This window comes from Xanthomonas nasturtii (genome assembly GCF_001660815.1).
Lineage (GTDB): Bacteria > Pseudomonadota > Gammaproteobacteria > Xanthomonadales > Xanthomonadaceae > Xanthomonas > Xanthomonas nasturtii.
This window is the reverse complement of record NZ_LYMI01000023.1, coordinates 39,855-60,602: the sequence shown is the minus strand read 5'-3', so window position 1 is coordinate 60,602 and position 20,748 is coordinate 39,855. Positions and strand designations below refer to the sequence as shown.

Below are 20,748 nucleotides of genomic sequence, written 5' to 3'. Positions count from 1 at the left end.
CGCAAATCGCCGGAAATTTGACGCATTTTGCAGCCGGGTTGGCTTGCACGCAGCCTTCACGCAACCCTCACTAAGGTCGCGCGCTTTTCCGGGGGAAACACCGCGCGATGGATGCGGAAACGGCCGTCGACAGTGCAGGGCCGCTTTCTTACGACAGCCGGCAGTGTCAGCTGTTGGTGCAGAGCGTGTCCGATTGTGCGATTTGCATGCTCGATATCGCTGGGCATATCTGCAGCTGGAACCCCGGCGGCGAACGTCTCAAGGGTTATCGCGCAAGCGAGGTGTTGGGTACGCATTTCTCGCGGTTCTACCTGCCCGAGGATGCGCAGCGCGACGAACCCGGCCGCAATCTGGAGATCGCCAAGCGCGAGGGGCGCTTCGCTGTCGAAGGCTGGCGCCTGCGCAAGGACGGCAGCCGGTTCTGGGCCAGTGTGGTGATCGAACCGGTGCTGGAATTCGGCGTGCTGGTGGGGTTCGCCAAGGTGACCCGCGATCTGACCGAGCGCCAGCAAGCGCAGCATCTGCTGGAGCAGGCACAGCACGCCTTGTTGCAGTCGCAGAAGCTCGAAGCGCTGGGGCGGCTGACGCTGGGCATGGCACACGACTTCAACAACCTGCTCACCGTGATGGTGACCAGCCTGGATCTGATCGCCCTGCGCGCAGGCGAGGACGCACGCACCCGCATGCTGATCGAATCGGCGCAAACCGCAGTGGATCGCGGTACCTCGTTGACGCGGCAACTGCTCGCATTTGCCCGTGGGCAGCGCCTGAACCCCGAGCGCCACGCCGTCACTGCCGTCGTGACGCGTTCGCTGGAACTGTTGCGGCGCGCTTGCCCGCCAGCGGTAGGGTTATCGCTGCAGTTCGCCGATGTGTTGCCGGATGTGCGCGTGGATCCGGGCCAACTGGAGGCGGCGCTGCTCAATCTGGTCTTCAACAGTTGCGATGCAATGCCTGCTGGCGGCGCGATTGTGCTGACCACTGGCGCGCTGCATCGGGCTGCGCCGTCTGCCCCGCAGGGTGCGCGGCGCCAGTACGTCACCGTGACCGTGCGCGATGATGGCCCCGGCATGTCGGCGCATGTCGCGCAACGCGCCAGCGAACCGTTTTTTACCACCAAGGATGTCGGCAAGGGCGCCGGCCTGGGGTTGAGCCAGGTGTTCGGCTTTGCCTCCCAGTCCGGCGGCTTCGTCGAGCTTGAGACCGCACCCGGACGCGGCACCACCGTCACCCTGTTTCTCCCGGCCATCGAGGAAGCCGAGCATGACTGAATCCCTGCGCCTGTTGATGGTGGAAGACCAGGCAGAACTGCGCGAATTGATCGGCGAAGCGCTGCGCGATGCAGGCATCAGCGTCGACACCGCCGACGACGGCCACAGCGCGTTACGCATGCTGCGCGACAGCGGCCCCTACGATGTGGTGTTCAGCGATGTCCGCATGCCCAACGGCATGTCGGGCATCGAATTGAGCGAGCAGGTGGCGCAACTGTTGCCGCAGGCGCGCGTCATTCTGGCCTCGGGTTTTGCCAAGGCGCAGCTGCCGCCGCTGCCGGCGCATGTCGATTTCCTGCCCAAGCCGTATCGTCTGCGCCAGCTTATCGACATGCTCAAGAGCACCGCCGCCAACGCCTAGACGATGGCGGCGCATGCCGCATCAACGGCTCTGGTAGTACACCTTGTCGATGGCGATCTCCACCGGCGCGGCCGGCGGATCGGCCACCAGCATGAAGGGCTGTTTGACCGCCTGCAGATCCAGGTCGTGGAACGCACTGAACGGGATGCTGACCTGGTGCCAGGCGCCATCCCGCACCAGCCCGTATTGATTGCCGCCAGCGGCAAAATCCACCCAACTATCGCCGAAGCTGGTGTTGATGCCGATCTTGAAGGTCGACGGCGTGGTGGTTTTCAGGTGCAGCTTCAGCGTGCCGCCGGCATAGGCGGCCATGTTGCGATAGTCGGTCTGGATGCCCAGGCCATACCAGGCACCGGCGTTGGCGCGGTAGGCCATCACGTTGCTGCCTTCGAACGGCGCCTGTGCAATCGGGGTGAGGTTGTTCCACAGATACAGCTCGGCATCCTGGCCGAAGTTGAGTCGCCCGCTGGTATCGGCCTGCTCGGTGAACACGCCAAAGCGCCCTGCGGGCGCTGCGTGTTGCGCGCCAACGTACAGCTGCGAACCGGGGTTTTGATACAGGCGGATGTAATCGATCTCCATCCTGCCCGGCAACGGCGCGGTCACCGCCGCGGGTGAGGTGATACCGGTATAGGTGCCGCCCACGGCGAGATTGAGCAGCAGATACTGCTGCTGATGGAATTCGTGCAGCGAGGCGCCTTCGATATTGGAGATCGCAAACTCGAAGTATTGCTGGCCGTCGATCGACACGCGGATGAACTGCGGGTCCCAGGTCATGCGGTACACATGGAAGTCGGCATGCAGATCCACCGGGCTGGTATAGCTGGTGTCGTAGTCGGCCTGCTGGCCGTTGTAGTCCCAGTGCACCGCGGCGCCGATACGGCGATTGGCGGTGCCATTGGCGATCGCCGCGGCCATGCCGGCTTCCATCAGGTCGATCTCGCCGCGACCTGGCCACACGCCGATGGTGCCCAGCATCCAGTACGCCGGCCACAGCCCATTGCCCACCACCGGCGTCTTGATGCGCGCTTCCAGCGTGCCGTACTTGAAATGCATGCGGCCTTCGGTCTTGAGACGCGCCGAGGTAAACGGCATGCCCTGGAACGCTTCGCGCCGTGCTTCGATCACCAGCCGGCCGTTATCGATGCGCGCGTTTTCGGCGCGGCTGGTGTAGTACTGCATCTCGCCGTTGCCCCAGCCGCACAGGCCGATCTGGCAGCCGTTGCCGACGTCATAGGTCCACTTGTTGCCATCGATGCCGGGGCCATTGAAGTTGTCTTCCCAGACCAGGGTTTGCGCGTGCGCGCCTGGTGGCATCGCCACTGCGCATAGCAGGGCGAACTGCACCGAGACACTGCGTAGCGTGTTCATTGTGTGCTTCTCCAAAAAGTGGACCAACGTCCATGGAGACGTGACGCTGCGCAGCAGCAACTTCAGTGTCAAAGCAAATGTCGGCCCTGTTTCAAATCCGTGGTGTTCATTCCGGAATAAGCAATCAATGGCATGACGCCGGTCGCAAATGACGCGGCCTGCATGTTGCGCGGCAGCAGCCGGTGGCGTGCTGCTGCGGTGCGCGGTTCAAAACGCAAGCGCATCGGTTGCGCATGGATGGGAGCGGCGACACAGGCTGCCCACGCGCGCTGGGTTGTGGCCGTGTCAGCGGCAATTACCGCTAAAAATCACCATTGCTGCGCGCAGCGATGCGCACAGGGCTGCCAGCGTCAACCCGCATCCCCACGCAGGCGGTGCTCACTGCGCCGCATGCACCGTCCACGCTACCAGCCGGATCACCAACGGTCGCACCACCAGCACGCAACAGAACGCGGTCGGCATCGCAATGCGATAGGCATCCAGTACGCGCCAGAGATATCCCGGCGCCAGGCCGGTGTTGGCGCCGGTGATGACCAGGCACATCAGCAACGCCATGATCGCAGCCATGTAGAACGCGAACACGAACGGGGTGGCGCGCGTGCCGAGTTTCCAGCGCGAACGTGCCAAGGCGGAGGAGGGTGGTGACGACATGGGGAGGTCTCGAGGCTGCCGCGAAACAGCGACATGGCCGGCACTGTAGTCACGCCTGCGCCGGCCCGGTAGATCGCGTAGCCTTGCGGCTTACGTAAGTAAATCTTACGAATCGCTCGGGAATATGTGCTCAATAAATGAATATTATTCAGTCGATTCGCAGCTTTGTCAGTACCGTCGATGCCGGCAGCATTGCCGGCGGGGCCAAGTCGCTGGGGGTCAGTCCGGCCGCGGTGAGCCAGAACATCGCGCGCCTGGAGCAGCATCTGGGCGTGCGCCTGCTGCACCGGACCACCCGCAGTCTGGCGCTGACCGAGCGCGGCGCGCTGTACTTCGAACACGTGCGACAACTGGAGCGCGACCTGGAACGCGCGCGGCAATTGGTGGCCGGCCCGCAGCAGGCGCCTGCCGGGCGCTTGCGCGTGGCCAGCACCGCCGCGTTCGCCCGGCATGTGCTCGCACCGATGCTGCCTGCGCTGCGCCAGCGGTATCCGCAACTGGACATCGAATTGTTGTGCACCGACCGGGTGGTGCAGCACGCGCAGGAAAGCGTGGATGTCAGCCTGCGCATCGAAGCGCAGCTGGAAGATGGGCTGGTGGCGCGCTGTATCGCGCAGGTGCCGTTCGTGGTGTGCGCTGCGCCAGACTATCTGGCCCGTTGCGGTACCCCGCAGAGCCCGGATGAATTGAAATATCACGATTGCCTGTTGCTGCGCTATCCGGTGGACGGCCGTTTCCTGCGCTGGAACTTCGTGCGCGACGGGGTGCGCTTCCAGCCGCAACTCGGCCAGGCGATGGTCAGCGACGACGTCGACGCACTTGCCAGCATGGCGGCCGCCGGTGGCGGCATCGCGCGGCTGGCAGCGTTCGTCGTACAGCCCTATCTGCAACGCGGCGCGTTGCAATCGTTATTCGCGGCCGATGCGCACGACACCGCCCGGGCCGCGCCGGAACCGCTGCGGCTCTACCTGTGCGTTTCCGACCGCCGCGACTTTACCCCGAAGGTGCGCGCCTTCATGGACCACGTACTCGAACGCCTGCCCGCGCAGTGGCGCAGCGTCGAGACAACGCCATTGTCTGTTTGACCATTGATGCGTCTGCGGGCGCGCACCACTGCCGCAGGCGGCCACTCACTGCAGTTCGAGCATCACGATCGAGTGCGCCGGCAACGCCACCTGCAAGGCCTTGCCCTGCACGCGCGCGCCCTTGAATACCTCCGGTGCCACCGCATGTGGCTGCGCGTAGGTGTTGTGCGTGGTGATCGCCGGTGCGGTCAGGATCTGTCCCTGCACCGTGCGTAGCGGCAGCCCTTCCACCTGCACGCTGACGGTTGCCGGCACGATCGCGTCCAGATTGGTCAGCGCGACATACACGTGGCCGTCTTTGGCCCTGACCGCCTGCCGGCACATGCGTAGCGTCATGCCGGTACTCCGGGGTCTGCAAGTGCAGCGGCAGGTGGGTGGCGTCCTGATAGGGCTTGTACAGCGCGAACACGTGATAGGTCGGCGGCAGCACCATCTTGTCGCCATCGGTCAGGATCATCGCCTGCAGCACGTTGACCATCTGCGCGATGTTGGCCATGCGCACGCGCTCGGCATGGTTGCTGAAAATAGCGATATTTCACGATGCGACCAGCGCATCGCGCAGGCTGTTTTGAAGCTGCAGAAAGCCCGGGTTTGCGCCAGGCAGGCCGGCGCACCAGGTGCCCCATTCGTCCACCACCAGCGCGACTTTCTTGCTGGGGTCGTACTTGTCCATGATGGCGCTGTGCTTGCTGATCAGCTCGTCCATCACCAGCGTGCGCGACAGCGTATCGATCCAGGCGGCTTCATCGAAGTTGGTGGACGAGGCGCGTGGCGGCCAGCCACCGGGCACGGTGTAGTAGTGCAGGCTCAGGCCGTCCATCAGCGTACCGGCCTCGCGCATCATCACCTCGGTCAAGTGGTGATCGTCGTTGTTGGGACCGGGCGCGATTTTCAGGATGTTCTGGTTGGCCGGCGCCTTGTCGAATGTCTGGAACGCCGATACACATCGGCGGCGTAATCGGGCTGGTACTCCTGTGCCGGTCGGCTGTCGGGTGGGCGTCGTTGCCAGGGAAAAAGCGTGGGCTAGCGTAGTGCGCGCAGCAGCGGTTTGTATTGCTGCAGCGCGACCAACGCAGACGAGCGCGGCAGCGCCTCGCCGACGCGGCAGCCGCTTCGCAGGCCAGGATGTGCGCAACGGCATGGTCGGTGGCCACGTCAGGCGGCTATGCTCGCGGGCTTCCCTCATCGGCAGGACGATCCATGCAGCGCGTATTCGGGCAGTTGCCAGACGGTGTCGAGATTCACGCGCTTACGCTGCGCAGCGAGGCCGGTCTCGAGGCGGAAGTGCTCACCTACGGCGGCATCCTGCACGCGCTGCGCTTGACCACGGCGCAAGGCGTGGTGCCAGTGCTGCTGGCGTTGCCGGACCTGGATGCATACGCCGCCGATGGCGACAGTCTCAACATCCTGGTGGGCCGCTTCGGCAACCGCATCGCCGGTGCGCGCTACACGCTGGATGGTGTCACTCACGTGCTGGCGGCCAATGAAGGGCGCAACCAGTTGCACGGTGGTCTGCGCGGCTTCGGGCGACGCGTGTGGAGCGTGCTGGAGCAGGCGCCGGATCAGGTGCTGCTGGGCTACGACTCGCCGGATGGTGAAGAAGGCTACCCCGGCAATCTGCAGGTGCGTGCGCGCCTGCAACTCCAGGGGCTGAGCCTGCAGCTGGAGTTGGAGGCGAAGTGCGACGCCGCGACTGTGTTGAACCTCACCCATCACCCGTACTTCAATCTCTCCGGCGACCCGCATCACTGCGCCGCCGCGCAGGTGCTGCGCGTGCCGGCCGATCGCTATTTGCCGGTGGATGCCGAATCGATTCCGACCGGCGAGATCGCCCCGGTCGCCGGCACGCCATTCGATTTCCGCCAGCCTGCCGCGCTCGCCGACAACACCGACCCGGCGCATCCGCAGGTGGTGCTCGGCAAGGGCTACGACCAGTGTCTGGTGCTGGCCGCCGACGCGGATTGCATTGCCGAGCTGTATTCGCCGCACAGTGGCGTGGCGCTGCGCATCGGCAGCGACGCACCGGCGGTGCAGCTGTACGAAGGCCAGCATCTGGACGCCCACCATCCCGGCCTGGGCCGCGGCGTGTGCCTGGAACCGCAGGACTACCCGGACGCGCCCAATCACGCCAACTTTCCGTCGACCATCCTGCGGCCCGGCGAGATCTACCGCCGCCGCATCAGCTATCGCTTCGCCAGCGTGGGCCCGGATCAGCCGTGGGAAGCGGTGCAAGCGGCGCTGGATGCCTGAGTGTCGTTGCAGGCATGGCGCCGGCTGCGGCCATGCAGTGAGGGCGCGCAGCGCTGTGTTGATGGCGATGCAAACTTCGCGATTTCGCGCATCAGCGGGTTGCGCGCTGGCGCCGGCGGTAGGTGCGGGCTAGCAAGGGGCCTTGCCGTAGCAACGCGCGATGCCGCGGCGCGATGTTGCGACCGTGGCTGATAGGCCGAGCAGAATCTGCTGTGTCCGCATCGCTTGCTGACACCGCGCTCAGCGTGGCCCCAGCACCAGTTCGATCACGAACTTGCTGCCGAAGAACGACAGCACCAGCAGCGCCATCGCGGTCAACGTCCAGTGCACCGCCTTGCTGCCGCGCCAACCGTTGCGCCAGCGGCCGATCAACAGCGCGCCGAACACGACCCACGACAGGATGCTGAGCACGGTCTTGTGCAACAGGCGCTGTGCCAGAAAGTCCTGCACGAACAGCAGGCCGGTCAGCAGGGTCAGGCTCAACAGCACAAAGCCCACCGTGATCGTGCGGAACAGCAGCGTTTCCAGCTCGGTCAACGGCGGTAGTGCGCGCAACCAGGTATGGAAATCGCGCCGACGCAGTGCGCGCTCCTGCAGCCACAGCATGATCGCCAGTAGCGCGGCGATACCCAACGTGGCATAGGCCAGCAGTGCCATCCACGCGTGCAGTTCCAGGCGCCAGCCCAGATCCGAGCTCGGCTCGTGGCCGTAAGCGTGATAGCTGGCCAGCAGGATCGCCGAGAGCGGGAACACCACCACACCCACCGCCGCCATCCGCCCGCGGCCACCGAACACCGCCGTCAGTGCGGCCATGCCCAGCCCGCACAGCGACAGCGCCGCGAAGAAATGCATGTCCGGGCCGCCGGCGGTCCGCAAGGCCACCAGCACGTGGTAACCGGCATGCAAGGCTACGGCTGCCAGCGCAGGTGCCAACCAGCGTGCTGGCGCCTGGTTGCCATCGCGCAGCACCGCCCGGGTGAGCAGCGCGGTGGCCAATAGATACAAGGCGAACGCGATGAGAACGATTGTCATCGTAGAAGTTTCGCATGGTGGGGCGGGGATTTGGGATTCGGGAATCGGGAATCGGGAATCGGGAATCGGGAATCGGGAATCGGGAAAGCAGGGGCTCGGGCTACAGGGCTCGGGGTGGGCAGGCAGTGCGCGGGCAGGCAGTGCACCTGGGCATGCCTGCGAGCAGGGCAGGGCTGGACATCCCTGCCGGCTTGGGTGTGATGCCTCCTGGCTGTTGCAGCGCTGCTGTCCTGGATGATCGCGCGTGGTGCCGCGCGCCGGTTCAGCTCCCCCTGGGCCGGTTCGCCTCTCAGGCGCTAGACGGGTCGGGGTCGGGGCGTTGGCCGGTGCCGCTATAATCGGCACCCGTTTCCCCTCACGCGGTCCTTTGCGCATGTTCGAGTCCCTTACCCAACGTCTCTCCGGCACCATGGAGCGCCTGCGCGGCCGCGGCCGCCTGACCGAGGAAAACATCCGCGAAGCCACCCGTGAAGTGCGTATCGCGCTGCTCGAAGCCGACGTCGCGTTGCCGGTGGTGCAGGCGCTGATCGAACGCATCAAGGTGCGCGCGGTGGGCCAGGAAGTGCTCAAGTCGCTGACGCCGGGCCAGGCGCTGATCAAGATCGTGCGCGACGAGCTCACCGCCGTGATGGGCGCGGCCGCCACCGACCTCAATCTCAACGTGCCGGCGCCGGCGATCATCCTGATGGCCGGCCTGCAGGGCGCGGGCAAGACCACCACGGTTGGCAAGCTTGCCAAGCACCTGAAGGAAAAGCGCAAGAAAAAGGTCATGGTGGTCTCGGCCGACGTCTACCGCCCGGCCGCGATCGAGCAGCTCAAGACCCTGGCCGAACAGGTCGGCGTGCTGTTCTTCCCCTCCGACGCCTCGCAGAAGCCGGTCGACATCGTGCGCGCGGCCATCAGCGATGCGCGCAAGTCGTTCGCCGACGTGCTGCTGGTCGACACCGCCGGTCGCCTGGCGATCGATGCGGCGATGATGGACGAGATCAAGGCGCTGCACGCCGCGGTCAATCCCACCGAAACCCTGTTCGTGGTCGATGCGATGACCGGCCAGGACGCGGCCAACACGGCCAAGGCGTTCGGCGAGGCGCTGCCGCTGACCGGTGTGGTGCTGACCAAGACCGACGGCGACGCCCGCGGCGGTGCCGCGCTGAGCGTGCGCTACATCACCGGCAAGCCGATCAAGTTCGTCGGTACCGGCGAAAAGACCGACGGCCTGGATGTATTCCATCCCGATCGCGTCGCCAGCCGCATCCTGGACATGGGTGATGTGCTGTCGCTGGTGGAGCAGGTCGAGCACAGCGTCGACCAGGAAAAGGCCGCCAAGCTGGCCGCCAAAGTCGCCAAGGGCAAGAAGTTCGACCTCAACGACATGAAAGAGCAGCTCGAGCAGATGCAGAACATGGGCGGCATCCATGGGCTGATGGACAAGCTGCCGGGCATGGGGCAGATCCCGGACAACGTCAAGCAGCAGGTCACCGGCAAGGAAGTGCCGCGCATGATCGCGATCATCAATTCGATGACCAAGAAAGAGCGCCGCAACCCGGCTTTGCTCAACGGCTCGCGCCGCGCCCGCATCGCCCGCGGTTCGGGCATGCTGCCGGCCGACGTCAACAAGCTGATGAAGCAGTACCAGCAGATGGAAAAGATGATGGGCAAGCTGGCCGGCGGCGGCATGAAGGGCCTGATGCGCAACATGAAGGGCATGATGGGCGCCATGGGCGGCCGCGGCGGCATGCCGTTCCGCTGAGCAACCTGCGAACCACCTGCGCAGGCCGCGCACGCCGTGAGGGCATCGGCAGGCGCGCACTGCGTGCATCTGGCGCAGGCCTTTCGTGCTGGCGTGGCAGGTCACATCGGGGTGGGCGCTCGCACCGGCAGGCTTTGTAGTCTGGCTGTGCATCGCACTGGTCGCTGCAGGCATCGATCGCCTGTTTACCTCGCCTCCGGTGGAGGTGCCGGCGGCACCGCCCGCCGCTTAAAACACCAAGGACAGCACCGGTTCGGCGCATGAGCTTCCTCGCCTGCCGAAGCTCGAGGCAGCAGCAAGGCGGGGCATCGAGAACCGCGCCCGCGCCACGTCGGTGCGGCAGTGGCGGCGCCACATCGCCGACGTGGTGCCTTACGAAGAAGAGCGCTATCCGCGGCAGGGCATCTGCACCACGGTCGAGTTGTTCCTGCGCGCCGGCGACCAGCTTGTGTTGGCGTTTCATCCCGACGCGCATGGCAGTACGCCATGCACACGCATGGCGCTGCGATCTGTGGCCGCCAGGCGCCACGCAATCGCAGTGGCTGGAGGTGCCCGCAAGGGGTGAGGCGGACGTGCCGGTGATGCATGCCGGGGTGTATTCGATCGGCATCGGCCAGGCCGACGGGCACTGCCCGGGTGTGATCGGGGTGTGGCTGCGCGTGCCCGAGCCGGACCGTCTGGCGTTGTCGCTGAAGCCGGCGTTCGGGTCGAGCCTGCGCTACGCACGTCGCGATGAAGGTGCGGCGGTCGTGCATATCGAAAACGAAGCGCATGTGGCGTCGCACGCATGTCTCGACAGCTCGCCTGTGCACGCCACGCCGGCTGTTGTTCGCCAGTGCCGACGATGTCTGGGACGTGTCCGCATGCGCCGACCCCGCAACGACGTGGCGCGCGGAAAATACCCATCTGCATCGCTACTTTCTGCATCTGAGCCAGGGCGATGTACTGACGCTGGAGCTGGCCTGGGCCAGCACGCACTTCGACTGCCCGTTGCCATTGGCCGACCAGTGCATCGGTCGCACGCAAGGTGCGTTTGTTCAAGCTGGTACGCGGGCCGGATCTGGCGCATGTGTGGGCGAGCGCAGCGCCGGCCGATTGCACCCAGCTCACCTGTCCCGCCGATGGCGATTACTGCCTGGAGTTACGGCTGTTCGGGCCACCGGCGTGGCGCACGCAGCCCGTCTCGTCGTTTGTCGATTTGCGCCTGTGGGGCGCTTACCTGCAGCGTCCGCAGAGCTTGCGTGCGTTCGCGTTGCAGGATGTCTGGGTCGAAGACTGGTACCAGCAAGTGATGCCGGTGCACTGAGAGAGTGGCGAACGAACCACTGTGCTCCACGCCACATGGGCGCGGCCGGAGTTCGGTGCGGCCTGTAGCAGCGGTATCCACCGGCAACTTCATGTTCACCTGATCCCGGTTGCCACGTGTTGATGGCCACTCCAAACGCAACGTGCGGCATGCAGTGCATACGCGACTGACCGTGTCGCGCGTGCCGGCATCGGCATCCGTCCATCGCGGTTACCATGCGTTGTTTCATGGCCGCTGAGGTGGTGGATGACCGGATTCTCCAACGTCGATGCCTTCCAGCGACGCTTCGGCCTGCGTCTGCCGATCCTGCTCAGCCCCATGGCCGGCGCCTGCCCGGTGCCGCTGTCGGCGGCGGTCGCCAATGCCGGTGGCATGGGCGCGATGGGTGCGGTGCTGTCGCAGCCGCAGGACATCGTGACGTGGGTGGCCGCATTGCGTGAGGCAAGTGCCGGGCCCGCGCAAATCAATCTGTGGATTCCCGATCCGGCGCCTGTGCGCGATGCCGCTGCCGAAGCGCGCCTGCGGGTGTTTCTTGCGCAGTGGGGGCCGCCAGTGCCGGAAGCGGCAGGCGATGCCACACCAGCCGATTTCGACGCGCAATTCGCTGCCTTGCTGGACGCGCGCCCGGCGGTGGCCTCATCGATCATGGGCGTGTTCCGGCCCGATCAGGTTGCGCGCCTCAAGCATGCGGGCATCGCCTGGTTCGCCTGCGCCACCACCCTGGATGAAGCGCTTGCGGCGCAGGCAGCTGGTGCCGATGCAGTGGTCGCGCAAGGTGCCGAAGCCGGCGGCCATCGCGGCGCGTTCGATGCCGGCCGCGCGGCGCAGCAGATGACCGGGTTGTTCGCGCTGTTGCCGCGCCTGGTCGATCGTCTTGATGTCCCGGTCATCGCTGCCGGCGGCATCGCCGACGCGCGCGGCATTGCGGCAGCGCTGACCTTGGGCGCAAGCGCGGTGCAGATCGGCACCGGGTTGCTGCGCACGCCCGAAGCGGCGCTCCCAAGCGCCTGGGCCGATGCGCTGGCCGCCGCCGAGCCGGAGCACACCCAGCCAACCCGTGCGTTTTCCGGTCGGCTGGGGCGTGCGCTGGCCACGTCCTACGTGCATGCGGCAAGCGCTGCAGATGCGCCGCCGCCCGCGGCTTATCCGGTGCAACGCGGGCTCACCGCACCGATGCGCCAGGCGGCAGCGCGCGACAACCGTCTGGCGGCGATGCAGGCCTGGGCCGGCCAGTCCGCCTGGATGGCGCCGGCGCAACCGGCCGCGCACGTCATAACGCAGTGGTGGAATCAAGCGCAGGCACTGCTGTGTCGCTGATCTTCTGCAATGGCGCGCCGGCAAGCGCGCAACAGCTCGGCGCTGCTGCGCTGATCAACTACGGCCACTTCACCACGCTGCAGGTGCGCAACGGCGCAGCGCTGGGGCTGGACCTGCATCTGCAGCGCCTGCAGGAAGGCAGTCGCGCGCTGTTCGGCCAGGAACTGGACGCGGACCAGCTACGCGCGCAGTTGCGTGCTGCGCTGGCTGCATCGGCCATGGCCGATGCCAGCCTGCGGGTCACCGTGTTCGCGCCCGATTTCGATTTCCGAAACCCCTTGCGCGAGGTCGCACTGGCCGTACTGGTCGCCATTTCGCCGCCGGCCAACATGCCCGAGACCGGGCTGCGCGTGCAGGTGACCGATTACGTGCGCGAGCGGCCGGAACTCAAGCATGTGGGCACGTTTCCGCTGCTGCATCTGCGCCGGCAGGCCATGCAGGCCGACCACGACGATGTGGTGTTGCAGGACCGGCAGGGCAGGGTACTGGAGGGGGCGTTCTGGAATCTGGGGTTATGGGAGCGCGGCGGGGTGGTCTGGCCGCAGGGGCCGGCGCTGCGGGGAACCCGGCAGCAGTTGCTGCAGTCAGGCCTGAACACGCTGGGCGTTGCCCAGGTCAGTCGGCCGGTGGAGTTGACCGAGCTGGACCGGTTCGAGGGGGCATTCGCCTGCAATGCGCGTGGTCAGCAGGCCATCGTGGCGCTGGGGCCGGCCCGCTGGGGCGCGCATGCCGCGCAGCTGCCGCTGCTGGAGCGGGCCCTGCAAACCCATGCCTGGCAAGCGATTTGAGCATTCTGGCGCTGCCGCGCCGGCTGACTTGGCTTCGCCGCCGCAGCCCGCTATAATCGCCGGCTTACCGCGCCACTCTGGCGACTGGGCAACTCAGGAAAACGACACCATGGTCAAGATTCGACTGACCCGCGGCGGCGCCAAGAAGCGTCCGTTCTACCACATCATCGTGACCGACGTGCGCAGCGCGCGCGACGGCCGCAACATCGAGCGTCTGGGTTACTACAACCCGGTTGCCCAGGGCGCAGAGCCGCGCATCGTGCTGGACACCGCACGCGTCGACCATTGGGTCGGCAACGGTGCGCAGCTGACCGACAAGGTGCGCAACCTGTATCGCGAAGCCAAGTCCCAGGCCGTCGCGGCCTGATCTTGAGGGCCGGGTGTCGCCACCTGGCCCAGAGTCGACGCAGATGAAGCAGACCGAGCGCCGCATCCTGTTAGGCAGGGTTGTCGGCGCTTTTGGTGTCAAGGGCGAGCTCAAGCTCGAATCCTGGACCGAGCCGCGCAGCGCAATCTTCCGGTATCAACCGTGGATCGTGCGCTCGCCATCGGGGCAGGAAACCGTGCTGAGCGGCGTACGTGGGCGCGACCAGGGCAAGAACCTGATTGCGGTGTTCCCGGACGTGACCGACCGCGATACGGTCGAGGCCATGCACGGGACCGAGATTTATGTCGCCCGGAGCGCGTTGCCGCCGCCCAAGCCCGACGAATACTACTGGGTGGATCTGGAAGAATTGCAGGTGGAAACCGTCGGGGGCGTCAAGCTCGGCACGGTGTCGCATCTGTTTTCTACCGGTTCCAACGATGTGGTCGTGGTGCGCGGCGATCGCGAGCGGATGATCCCGTTCGTGTTTCCGGAGTTCGTCAAATCGGTGGACTTCGAGGCCAATATGATCGTGGTCGACTGGGACCCGGATTTCTGATCAAGGCGGTGCTTCGGCTTCGCTCTTGCTCTACACCATTCCCCACTCCCGATTCCCGATTCTCCAGTGCGCATCGACGTCATCAGCCTGTTCCCGGAGTTCATCGCGCAATGCGCGGCGTTCGGTGTGGTCGGGCGCTCGCAGGAGCGCGGCCTGCTGGAATTGCAGGGCTGGAATCCGCGCGAGCATGCGCAGGGCAACTATCGCCGCGTGGACGACCGTCCATTCGGTGGCGGGCCCGGCATGGTGATGCTGATCGAGCCGCTGCGGGCCTGTCTGGACGCGGTGCAAGCCGCCGATCCGCGGCCGGCACCGGTGATCTACCTCAGCCCGCAGGGGCGCCCGCTCACCCAGGTGCTTGCCCGCGAGCTGGCACAGCTGCCGCGCATGGTGTTGTTGTGCGGCCGCTATGAAGGTGTGGACGAGCGCTTCCTGGCCCAGGCGGTGGATATGGAAATCTCCATCGGCGACTACGTGTTGTCCGGCGGCGAGTTGGGCGCAGCGGTGGTGGTGGATGTGGTGACGCGGTTGCAGGACGGCGTGTTGAACGACGCCGAATCTGCCGCCCAGGACAGTTTCGAAGGTCCGCAAGGGCTGCTCGATTGCCCGCATTACAGCCACCCGGCCACCCACGCATGGGGCGATGTGCCGGATGTGCTGCGTTCGGGCAACCACGCCGCCATTGCGCGCTGGCGCCGGCAGCAGTCGCTGGGCCGGACCTGGCTACGTCGTCCGGATCTGCTCGACGAAGCCGGGTTGGAGAAGCACGATCGCCGTCTGCTGGACGAGTTTCGCCGCGAACGCGCCCCAGGCGACGATAAACCCGGTGACGAGAAATAAGGGCTCACCCCTAGCTCTAGCAAGATGAGTTGGGGTACAATGTGCGGCTTGCTGGCCAGCCTTGCGTCTGGCCCTCTTACGAACCTCGAGCAATCGCCGTGCGGCGACTGCCGGTCCAATATCACCAGACACGCGGTGCCCATCATGAGCAAACTCAACAAGACCATCCTGGCTGACTTCGAAGCCGCCCAGATTCAGCGCCAGCTGCCGGAATTCAACCAGGGCGACACCGTCGTGGTGAACGTCAAGGTGAAGGAAGGCAACCGCGAGCGCGTACAGGCCTATGAGGGCGTCGTGATCGGTACCAAGAATGCCGGCCTGAACTCCGCATTCACCGTGCGCAAGATCTCGCACGGCTTCGGCGTCGAGCGCGTGTTCCAGACCCACAGCGCCATCATCGACTCGGTCGAAGTGAAGCGCCGCGGTAAGGTCCGCGCCGGTAAGCTGTACTACCTGCGTGGCCTGGAAGGCAAGGCTGCCCGCATCAAGGAAGATCTGGCCGCCGCTGCACAGGCCAAGGCCGCTCGCCAGGCTGCTGCCAAGGCCGAGTAAGCCACGCTGCTGGCAGGTCTGATCGATCTGCCACTGCCAGACGGCCGCCCTTGGGCGGTCGTTTGCGTTTGTGGAACGGGAATAGCGGCGGCGCTCGAAATCGGCATGTGCCACTCCCGCACTGCGGTTCTGGGCGCGATGCCCGTAACCACCTGACAACCGCGCGCCTTGTTTTGTTAGCCGTCTTACGTAGCAGCTTGAGTCCGATTGATGCAGCGCATCTGCATCGATCTCGTAGCTTGACTGCGGCCGGCATGCACGAATCAGCGTGCACGAATCAGCGCGAGCGTGTCCGGGTTGGCTCGGTGATCGGCTCGGCAATGGGGGCGGGATCGGCGACCGGCGATGCAGGATGTGCGGGTACCTCGGCTGCCGCCGCCAGTGCGGAAGGGTGGTTCGGTGTGGTCAGCATGCGCGCCTTGCGCCAGCCGCCCCAGCGGTAATACGCCAGCGACAGCAGCATCGAGCAGGTGGAACTGATCGGAAAGCTCCACCACACTGCGTCTGCGCCCATATGCGGCAGCAGGATGTTTGCGAGAGGCACGCGCACGCCCCAGAGCGAAAACGCCAGAATCAACAGCGGCGGGATCACGGCACCGGTGGAGCGCACCACGCCAGACACCACAAAGCTGACGCCGAACAACAGGAACGACCAGATCGCGATGTGGTTGAGATGCCGCGCGATTTCCAGGGTGGCGCTGCCTTCGGGCAGGAACAGGGCCAGGGTCCAGCGATCGAACAGGATCAACAGCACGATCAGCAGGCCGGTCATCAGGAAGTTGGCGGCGATGCCGGTGCGGGCAACGGCATCCACGCGCGACCACAGGCCGGCACCCACGTTCTGGGCAGCCATGGTCGAACAGGCAGCACCAACCGCCATTGCCGGCATCTGTACGTAGTTCCACAGCTGCAGCCCGGCACCAAACGCGGCGGCGGTGTCGGTGCCGAAGCCATTGACCAGCGACAGCATCGCGATCATCGCCAGCGAGATCATCACCATCTGCAAGCCCATCGGCACGCCCTTGACGACGAGCGCGCGCAGGATGGCGGCATCGATGCGGAACAGATGCAGGTCGCGTCGCCCCAGCCACAGCACATGTTTTTTGTGCCGCAGATAGATCAGCAGGCCGGCCAGTGCAACCACCTGTGCAATCAGCGTGGCCCAGGCCGCACCGGCAATGCCCAGCGCCGGGAACGGGCCGATGCCGAACAGCAGCAGCGGGTTGAACACGATATCCAGCAGCACCGACAGCAGTAGAAAACGGAACGGCGTGCGCGCATCGCCGGTACCGCGCAGCGCTGCCGATAGAAAGGCGAACAGGTACAGCGTCGGCATCGCCAGGAAGATCACGCGCAAATAGTCTTCGGCCAGCGTCTGCGAGGCAGCGGGCGTGCCCATTGCGGTGAGCAGATGCGGTGCCAGGAACCAGCCCAGCACGGCAATCAGCGCCGACAGCCCGCCGAAGAAGCTTGCGCTGGTGCCCATCACCTTGCGTGCCTGGGCAATATCGCGCGCGCCCATGGCCTGGCCGATCAGGATGGTGGAAGCCATGCCGATGCCGAACACCGAGCCGATCAGGAAGAACATGATGCTGTTGGCGTTGGCCGCAGCGGTCAGCGCTTCTTCGCCGAGATAGCGGCCGATCCAGATTGCGTTGACCGAGCCGTTGAGCGACTGGGCGATGTTGCCGGCCATGATCGGCAGTGCGAACAACAGCAGGTTCTTGCCGATCGGGCCTTCGGTCAGGACAGCGGATTTGGGCATCGCAGTCGTATCGTCGCGCAGAAGGTGCGCACACTAGCATTGCGCGGGTGAGCCCGGATGCAAGCTGCATGCGGCTGCGATGCGAGAGGACCGGCGTCAGGATCGGCTCGCCTGGATGTTGTGGCTGAAGCTGGGCAGCGCAGTGTTGCCGCGCCTTTCCCGGCGACGCGCCTGGTTCTGGCCGCTTGAGTTCCGCAGCCACTGCCCAAATATCGGGCTTGGCGCAAACCATCGTCGCCGACCACGCCGGCAGCCACGCCGGCGTTCCCGAGATCGCAGTGTTTGCGCGCATCCACGATGTGGGCGCGAGCCAACGCACCACACGAGACCGCAAGACGCATGAATCTTGAGCTGGAACAAGCGGCAACGGTCAGGCTGGATGTCTGGCTGTGGGCAGCACGCTTTTTCAAAACGCGCAGCCTGGCCAAGACGGCGGTGGACAACGGCAAGGTGGATGTCGCTGGGCAGCGGCCCAAGCCCTCGCGCACGCTGCGCAGTGGCGAGCACCTACGCATCGACCGTGGCGGCGAAATTTTTGAGGTCACCGTCGCTGCATTGAGCGATGTGCGCGGCCCGGCACCGGTCGCCCAGGCGCTGTACGCAGAAAGCGATGCCTCGCGTGAGGCGCGTGCGCAATGGCGGCTGCAGCGCGCCGCCGAACGCACCGGCTATCGGGCGCCGGAAGGAAAACCGGACAAGCGTGCGCGCCGGCTGATCAATGCGCTGGGCGATATCGACGCGTTGTAAGGCATTGCCGCGGAAGGGCGCTGTGCAGCAATCTTGTAAACGCAAACGCCCCGGTGACCCGGGGCGTTTGCGTTGCGGTGCTCGCTCACATGGGTGGCGGCGGATGCACGTGGGTGAAGGCGCTTACGCCAAGTCGAACCGATCCAGCTGCATCACCTTGGTCCAGGCGGCGACGAAGTCGTGCACGAACTTCTCTTGTGCATCGCTGCTGGCATAGACCTCGGCAACAGCACGCAGGATGGAGTTGGAGCCGAACACCAGATCCACGCGCGTGCCGGTCCAGCGCAGTTCGCCGCTGCTGCGGTCGCGGCCTTCGTAGGTCTCCTTCGCCTCCGACGTGGCCTTCCATTCGGTGCGCATGTCGAGCAGGTTGGCGAAGAAATCGTTGCTCAGCACGCCGGGCCGGGTGGTGAACACGCCATGCTGGGTGCCGCCGACATTGGCGCCCAGCACGCGCAGGCCGCCGACCAGGACGGTGAGTTCGGGCGCGGTCAACGTCAGCAACTGGGCCTTGTCGATCAACAGCGCTTCGGCAGGCACGGCATAGCTGCGCTTGGCGAAATTGCGGAAACCATCGGCTACCGGTTCCAGCACGGCGAACGATTCGACATCGGTCTGTTCCTGCGAGGCATCGGTGCGGCCCGGCGCGAACGGCACGGTGACGCTGTGGCCGGCGGCCTGCGCGGCCTGTTCCACCGCGGCGTTACCGGCCAGCACGATCAGGTCGGCCAGCGAAATCTTCTTGCCACCCGACTGCGCGGCGTTGAAATCGGCCTGGATGCGCTCCAGCGTGGCGAGCACCTTGGCCAGCTGCTCGGGCTGGTTGGCCTGCCAGTCTTTTTGCGGTGCCAAGCGGATGCGTGCACCGTTGGCGCCGCCGCGCTTGTCAGAGCCGCGGAAGGTGGATGCCGAGGCCCACGCGGTGGACACCAGCTGCGCCACGCTCAAGCCCGAGGCCAAGATGGTCTGCTTCAGTGCGGCCGCGTCCTGCGCATCGACCAGTGCATGGTCCACCGCCGGTACCGGGTCCTGCCACAGCAGTTCTTCGCTTGGTACCTCGGTGCCCAGGTAGCGCGAGCGCGGGCCCATGTCGCGGTGGGTGAGCTTGAACCAGGCGCGGGCGAAGGCATCGGCGAACTGCTCGGGGTGTTGGTGGAAGCGACGCGAAATGGCTTCGTACGCCGGGTCGAAGCGCAGCGCCAGATCGGTGGTCAGCATGGTCGGGCGATGCTTCTTCGACGCATCGTGCGCATCGGGAATGATGGCGTCGGCATTCTTGGCCACCCACTGGTGCGCGCCGGCCGGGCTCTTGCTCAGCTCCCACTCGAAGCCGAACAGATGGTCGAAGTAGTCGTTGCTCCACTGCGCCGGCGTGGTGGTCCAGGTGACTTCCAGGCCGCTGGTGATGGTGTCGGCGCCCTTGCCGCTACCGTAGCGGTTGTGCCAGCCAAAGCCCTGGCTTTCCAGCTCGCCGGCTTCCGGTTCGGCGCCGACGTTGTCGGCCGGGCCGGCACCGTGGGTCTTGCCGAAGGTGTGGCCACCGGCGATCAGCGCCACGGTCTCTTCATCGTTCATGGCCATACGCGCGAAGGTGTCGCGGATATCGCGCGCGGAGGCGATCGGGTCGGGATTGCCGTCCGGGCCTTCCGGATTGACGTAGATCAGGCCCATTTGCACGGCCGCCAGCGGGTTTTCCAGGTCGCGGGTATGCGGCACCTGGCTGTCGTCGTCCTTCACCAGCACGCCGTGCGCTTCGTCCACGCCAGGCGAGCCGCGCGAATAGCGGTCGTCGCCCCCCAGCCACTTGGTTTCGCGGCCCCAGTACAGATCCTGATCCGGTTCCCAGGTGTCTTCGCGGCCGCCGGCAAAGCCGAAGGTCTTGAAGCCCATCGACTCCAGCGCGACATTGCCGGTGAGGATCATCAGGTCGGCCCAGGAAATCGCCTGGCCGTACTTCTGCTTGATCGGCCACAGCAGGCGGCGCGCCTTGTCCAGGCTGACGTTGTCCGGCCAGCTGTTGAGCGGTGCGAAGCGCTGCTGCCCGCGGCCGCCGCCGCCACGTCCGTCGCCGATGCGGTAGGTGCCGGCGCTATGCCAGGCCATGCGCACGAACAGCGGGCCGTAGTGACCGAAGTCGGCCGGCCACCAGTCCTGCGAATCGGTCATCAACGCGCGCAGTTCCTGCTTGAGCGCTTGCAGATCGATGCGCTTGAACGCTTCCGCATAGTTGAACGACTGGCCCAACGGATTGGATTTGCTCGAATGCTGGCTGAGCAGATCCACGCGCAATTGCTTGGGCCACCAATCGCGGTTGGTGGTTCCGGTACCGACGACGGCGTGGTTGAACGGGCACTTTGCTTCGGTGGTCATGGCGTTTACCTGTGTGCGAGTGCACTTGGGGAGCTGCGTGCCGACGCTGCGGGCACGTGCTGGTGGAATCGACGTGGCGGGCAGTGCTTACGGCTGGGTCAGCGGGAATGAGGGTGATTGCGAGCGACGCCGATCTGGAGCGCTCACAAGGTTCGCCGATGCTAGCGCCTGCCAGGATGGCCCGGAATAGGTCGACGGGCGGTTGGCGGGGATTGCGAGCAGGCGCATCAGGCGGACGCATCAGGGTGGCGTGCGCACACGATAAAAAACATCGATCGATTTGTGAATTCGAATTATCCAACCATATCGATAGGATGTTGCTATGGATAGCACGCTGGTGCCCGACCAGCCTGCCGTCCCGCTATTGCG

The 20,748-nt window shown here is 65.6% G+C and carries 21 protein-coding genes, 1 other RNA gene and 1 pseudogene; 15 read left to right on the top strand and 8 right to left on the bottom strand.

The window, feature by feature from the left end; translation table 11 throughout:
- Nucleotides 1–107: 107 nt before the first annotated feature.
- Entirely contained in the window at nucleotides 108–1,271 is a 1,164-nt protein-coding gene (locus tag A7D16_RS09980; RefSeq protein ID WP_064632218.1) for a PAS domain-containing sensor histidine kinase, read from the top strand.
- Nucleotides 1,264–1,632, top strand: coding sequence for a response regulator (locus A7D16_RS09975; RefSeq protein WP_064632216.1), 369 nt, complete (start codon nucleotides 1,264–1,266; stop codon nucleotides 1,630–1,632). The genes A7D16_RS09980 and A7D16_RS09975 overlap by 8 nt, the downstream gene beginning before the upstream one ends.
- 21 nt (nucleotides 1,633–1,653) lie before the next feature.
- On the opposite strand, the gene A7D16_RS09970 is transcribed toward A7D16_RS09975, so the two are convergent.
- The 3 genes from A7D16_RS09970 to A7D16_RS09965 all read right to left on the bottom strand — a co-directional run bounded on the left by A7D16_RS09970 (nucleotide 1,654) and on the right by A7D16_RS09965 (nucleotide 3,654).
- Entirely contained in the window at nucleotides 1,654–3,003 is a 1,350-nt protein-coding gene (locus A7D16_RS09970; protein WP_064632213.1) for a glycoside hydrolase family 16 protein, read from the bottom strand.
- Nucleotides 3,004–3,071: 68 nt separating this feature from the next.
- Complete coding sequence (locus A7D16_RS23735; protein WP_162841560.1) at nucleotides 3,072–3,227, bottom strand: hypothetical protein; 156 nt, start codon at nucleotides 3,225–3,227, stop codon at nucleotides 3,072–3,074.
- A gap of 154 nt (nucleotides 3,228–3,381) precedes the next feature.
- Entirely contained in the window at nucleotides 3,382–3,654 is a 273-nt protein-coding gene (locus tag A7D16_RS09965) for a DUF2798 domain-containing protein (protein WP_064632211.1), read from the bottom strand.
- A 137-nt stretch (nucleotides 3,655–3,791) separates the two neighbouring features.
- On the opposite strand from A7D16_RS09965, the gene A7D16_RS09960 reads away from it, so the two are divergent.
- Nucleotides 3,792–4,739: a LysR family transcriptional regulator gene (locus A7D16_RS09960; protein ID WP_064632208.1), complete on the top strand. Its 948-nt coding sequence runs from the start codon at nucleotides 3,792–3,794 to the stop codon at nucleotides 4,737–4,739.
- A 45-nt stretch (nucleotides 4,740–4,784) separates the two neighbouring features.
- Here A7D16_RS09960 and A7D16_RS24460 read toward each other — a convergent pair.
- Together A7D16_RS24460 and A7D16_RS24455 are read right to left on the bottom strand one after the other, a co-directional pair.
- Nucleotides 4,785–5,217: pseudogene (locus A7D16_RS24460) on the bottom strand (alpha-L-arabinofuranosidase C-terminal domain-containing protein).
- A 57-nt stretch (nucleotides 5,218–5,274) separates the two neighbouring features.
- Nucleotides 5,275–5,595: a hypothetical protein gene (locus tag A7D16_RS24455; protein WP_372366480.1), complete on the bottom strand. Its 321-nt coding sequence runs from the start codon at nucleotides 5,593–5,595 to the stop codon at nucleotides 5,275–5,277.
- A gap of 344 nt (nucleotides 5,596–5,939) precedes the next feature.
- On the opposite strand from A7D16_RS24455, the gene A7D16_RS09945 reads away from it, so the two are divergent.
- Nucleotides 5,940–6,989, top strand: coding sequence for an aldose epimerase family protein (locus A7D16_RS09945; protein ID WP_064632206.1), 1,050 nt, complete (start codon nucleotides 5,940–5,942; stop codon nucleotides 6,987–6,989).
- A gap of 240 nt (nucleotides 6,990–7,229) precedes the next feature.
- Here the strand turns inward: A7D16_RS09945 and A7D16_RS09940 are convergent, their stop codons facing one another.
- On the bottom strand, nucleotides 7,230–8,021 hold the full coding sequence (locus tag A7D16_RS09940; RefSeq protein WP_064632205.1) for a cytochrome C assembly family protein: 792 nt from the start codon (nucleotides 8,019–8,021) through the stop codon (nucleotides 7,230–7,232).
- Between the two features lie 373 nt (nucleotides 8,022–8,394).
- Between A7D16_RS09940 and ffh the strand changes: the two genes are divergently transcribed.
- The 9 genes from ffh (at nucleotide 8,395) to A7D16_RS09895 (ending at nucleotide 15,679) form a co-directional block, all read left to right on the top strand.
- Entirely contained in the window at nucleotides 8,395–9,771 is a 1,377-nt protein-coding gene (gene ffh / locus A7D16_RS09935; RefSeq protein ID WP_064632203.1) for a signal recognition particle protein, read from the top strand.
- A 1,033-nt stretch (nucleotides 9,772–10,804) separates the two neighbouring features.
- Nucleotides 10,805–11,077: a hypothetical protein gene (locus A7D16_RS24080; protein WP_239686981.1), complete on the top strand. Its 273-nt coding sequence runs from the start codon at nucleotides 10,805–10,807 to the stop codon at nucleotides 11,075–11,077.
- A gap of 246 nt (nucleotides 11,078–11,323) precedes the next feature.
- Nucleotides 11,324–12,394 carry an NAD(P)H-dependent flavin oxidoreductase gene (locus tag A7D16_RS09925; protein ID WP_064632201.1) on the top strand — a complete coding sequence of 357 codons (1,071 nt, stop codon included), beginning with the start codon at nucleotides 11,324–11,326 and terminating at the stop codon, nucleotides 12,392–12,394.
- On the top strand, nucleotides 12,385–13,182 hold the full coding sequence (locus A7D16_RS09920; protein ID WP_064632199.1) for an aminotransferase class IV family protein: 798 nt from the start codon (nucleotides 12,385–12,387) through the stop codon (nucleotides 13,180–13,182). Before A7D16_RS09925 ends, A7D16_RS09920 begins: the two co-directional genes overlap by 10 nt.
- 109 nt (nucleotides 13,183–13,291) lie before the next feature.
- On the top strand, nucleotides 13,292–13,549 hold the full coding sequence (gene rpsP / locus A7D16_RS09915) for a 30S ribosomal protein S16 (RefSeq protein WP_064632197.1): 258 nt from the start codon (nucleotides 13,292–13,294) through the stop codon (nucleotides 13,547–13,549).
- 43 nt (nucleotides 13,550–13,592) lie between these two features.
- Nucleotides 13,593–14,105: a ribosome maturation factor RimM gene (gene rimM, locus A7D16_RS09910; protein WP_064632195.1), complete on the top strand. Its 513-nt coding sequence runs from the start codon at nucleotides 13,593–13,595 to the stop codon at nucleotides 14,103–14,105.
- 66 nt (nucleotides 14,106–14,171) lie between these two features.
- Nucleotides 14,172–14,945 (top strand): tRNA (guanosine(37)-N1)-methyltransferase TrmD, encoded by a 774-nt coding sequence (gene trmD / locus A7D16_RS09905; protein WP_064632193.1) that lies wholly within the window; start codon nucleotides 14,172–14,174, stop codon nucleotides 14,943–14,945.
- 144 nt (nucleotides 14,946–15,089) lie between these two features.
- A complete protein-coding gene (gene rplS / locus A7D16_RS09900; RefSeq protein ID WP_011036399.1) occupies nucleotides 15,090–15,497 on the top strand; it encodes a 50S ribosomal protein L19 in 408 nt (135 codons plus the stop codon).
- A 105-nt stretch (nucleotides 15,498–15,602) separates the two neighbouring features.
- Nucleotides 15,603–15,679: non-coding RNA, sX9 sRNA (locus A7D16_RS09895), on the top strand.
- Between the two features lie 95 nt (nucleotides 15,680–15,774).
- Here A7D16_RS09895 and A7D16_RS09890 read toward each other — a convergent pair.
- Complete coding sequence (locus A7D16_RS09890) at nucleotides 15,775–17,262, bottom strand: MATE family efflux transporter (protein ID WP_064632191.1); 1,488 nt, start codon at nucleotides 17,260–17,262, stop codon at nucleotides 15,775–15,777.
- A 218-nt stretch (nucleotides 17,263–17,480) separates the two neighbouring features.
- Here A7D16_RS09890 and A7D16_RS24245 point away from each other — a divergent pair, with 218 nt between their 5' ends.
- Nucleotides 17,481–17,612 carry a hypothetical protein gene (locus tag A7D16_RS24245; RefSeq protein WP_275655044.1) on the top strand — a complete coding sequence of 44 codons (132 nt, stop codon included), beginning with the start codon at nucleotides 17,481–17,483 and terminating at the stop codon, nucleotides 17,610–17,612.
- Complete coding sequence (locus tag A7D16_RS09885; protein ID WP_064632189.1) at nucleotides 17,602–18,009, top strand: RNA-binding S4 domain-containing protein; 408 nt, start codon at nucleotides 17,602–17,604, stop codon at nucleotides 18,007–18,009. Before A7D16_RS24245 ends, A7D16_RS09885 begins: the two co-directional genes overlap by 11 nt.
- Nucleotides 18,010–18,132: 123 nt before the next feature.
- Here the strand turns inward: A7D16_RS09885 and katG are convergent, their stop codons facing one another.
- Nucleotides 18,133–20,379 carry a catalase/peroxidase HPI gene (katG, locus tag A7D16_RS09880; protein ID WP_064632187.1) on the bottom strand — a complete coding sequence of 749 codons (2,247 nt, stop codon included), beginning with the start codon at nucleotides 20,377–20,379 and terminating at the stop codon, nucleotides 18,133–18,135.
- Between the last annotated feature and the right edge of the window lie 369 nt (nucleotides 20,380–20,748).

Coding starts and splice junctions, on each gene's coding strand:
- A7D16_RS09980 (WP_064632218.1), top strand. CDS start 108: ATGGATGCGGAAACGGCCGTCGACAGTGCAGGGCCGCTTTCTTACGAC.
- A7D16_RS09975 (WP_064632216.1), top strand. CDS start 1,264: ATGACTGAATCCCTGCGCCTGTTGATGGTGGAAGACCAGGCAGAACTG.
- A7D16_RS09970 (WP_064632213.1), bottom strand. CDS start 3,003: ATGAACACGCTACGCAGTGTCTCGGTGCAGTTCGCCCTGCTATGCGCA.
- A7D16_RS23735 (WP_162841560.1), bottom strand. CDS start 3,227: ATGCGCTTGCGTTTTGAACCGCGCACCGCAGCAGCACGCCACCGGCTG.
- A7D16_RS09965 (WP_064632211.1), bottom strand. CDS start 3,654: ATGTCGTCACCACCCTCCTCCGCCTTGGCACGTTCGCGCTGGAAACTC.
- A7D16_RS09960 (WP_064632208.1), top strand. CDS start 3,792: ATGAATATTATTCAGTCGATTCGCAGCTTTGTCAGTACCGTCGATGCC.
- A7D16_RS09945 (WP_064632206.1), top strand. CDS start 5,940: ATGCAGCGCGTATTCGGGCAGTTGCCAGACGGTGTCGAGATTCACGCG.
- A7D16_RS09940 (WP_064632205.1), bottom strand. CDS start 8,021: ATGACAATCGTTCTCATCGCGTTCGCCTTGTATCTATTGGCCACCGCG.
- ffh (WP_064632203.1), top strand. CDS start 8,395: ATGTTCGAGTCCCTTACCCAACGTCTCTCCGGCACCATGGAGCGCCTG.
- A7D16_RS09925 (WP_064632201.1), top strand. CDS start 11,324: ATGACCGGATTCTCCAACGTCGATGCCTTCCAGCGACGCTTCGGCCTG.
- rpsP (WP_064632197.1), top strand. CDS start 13,292: ATGGTCAAGATTCGACTGACCCGCGGCGGCGCCAAGAAGCGTCCGTTC.
- rimM (WP_064632195.1), top strand. CDS start 13,593: ATGAAGCAGACCGAGCGCCGCATCCTGTTAGGCAGGGTTGTCGGCGCT.
- rplS (WP_011036399.1), top strand. CDS start 15,090: ATGAGCAAACTCAACAAGACCATCCTGGCTGACTTCGAAGCCGCCCAG.
- A7D16_RS09890 (WP_064632191.1), bottom strand. CDS start 17,262: ATGCCCAAATCCGCTGTCCTGACCGAAGGCCCGATCGGCAAGAACCTG.
- A7D16_RS09885 (WP_064632189.1), top strand. CDS start 17,602: ATGAATCTTGAGCTGGAACAAGCGGCAACGGTCAGGCTGGATGTCTGG.
- katG (WP_064632187.1), bottom strand. CDS start 20,379: ATGACCACCGAAGCAAAGTGCCCGTTCAACCACGCCGTCGTCGGTACC.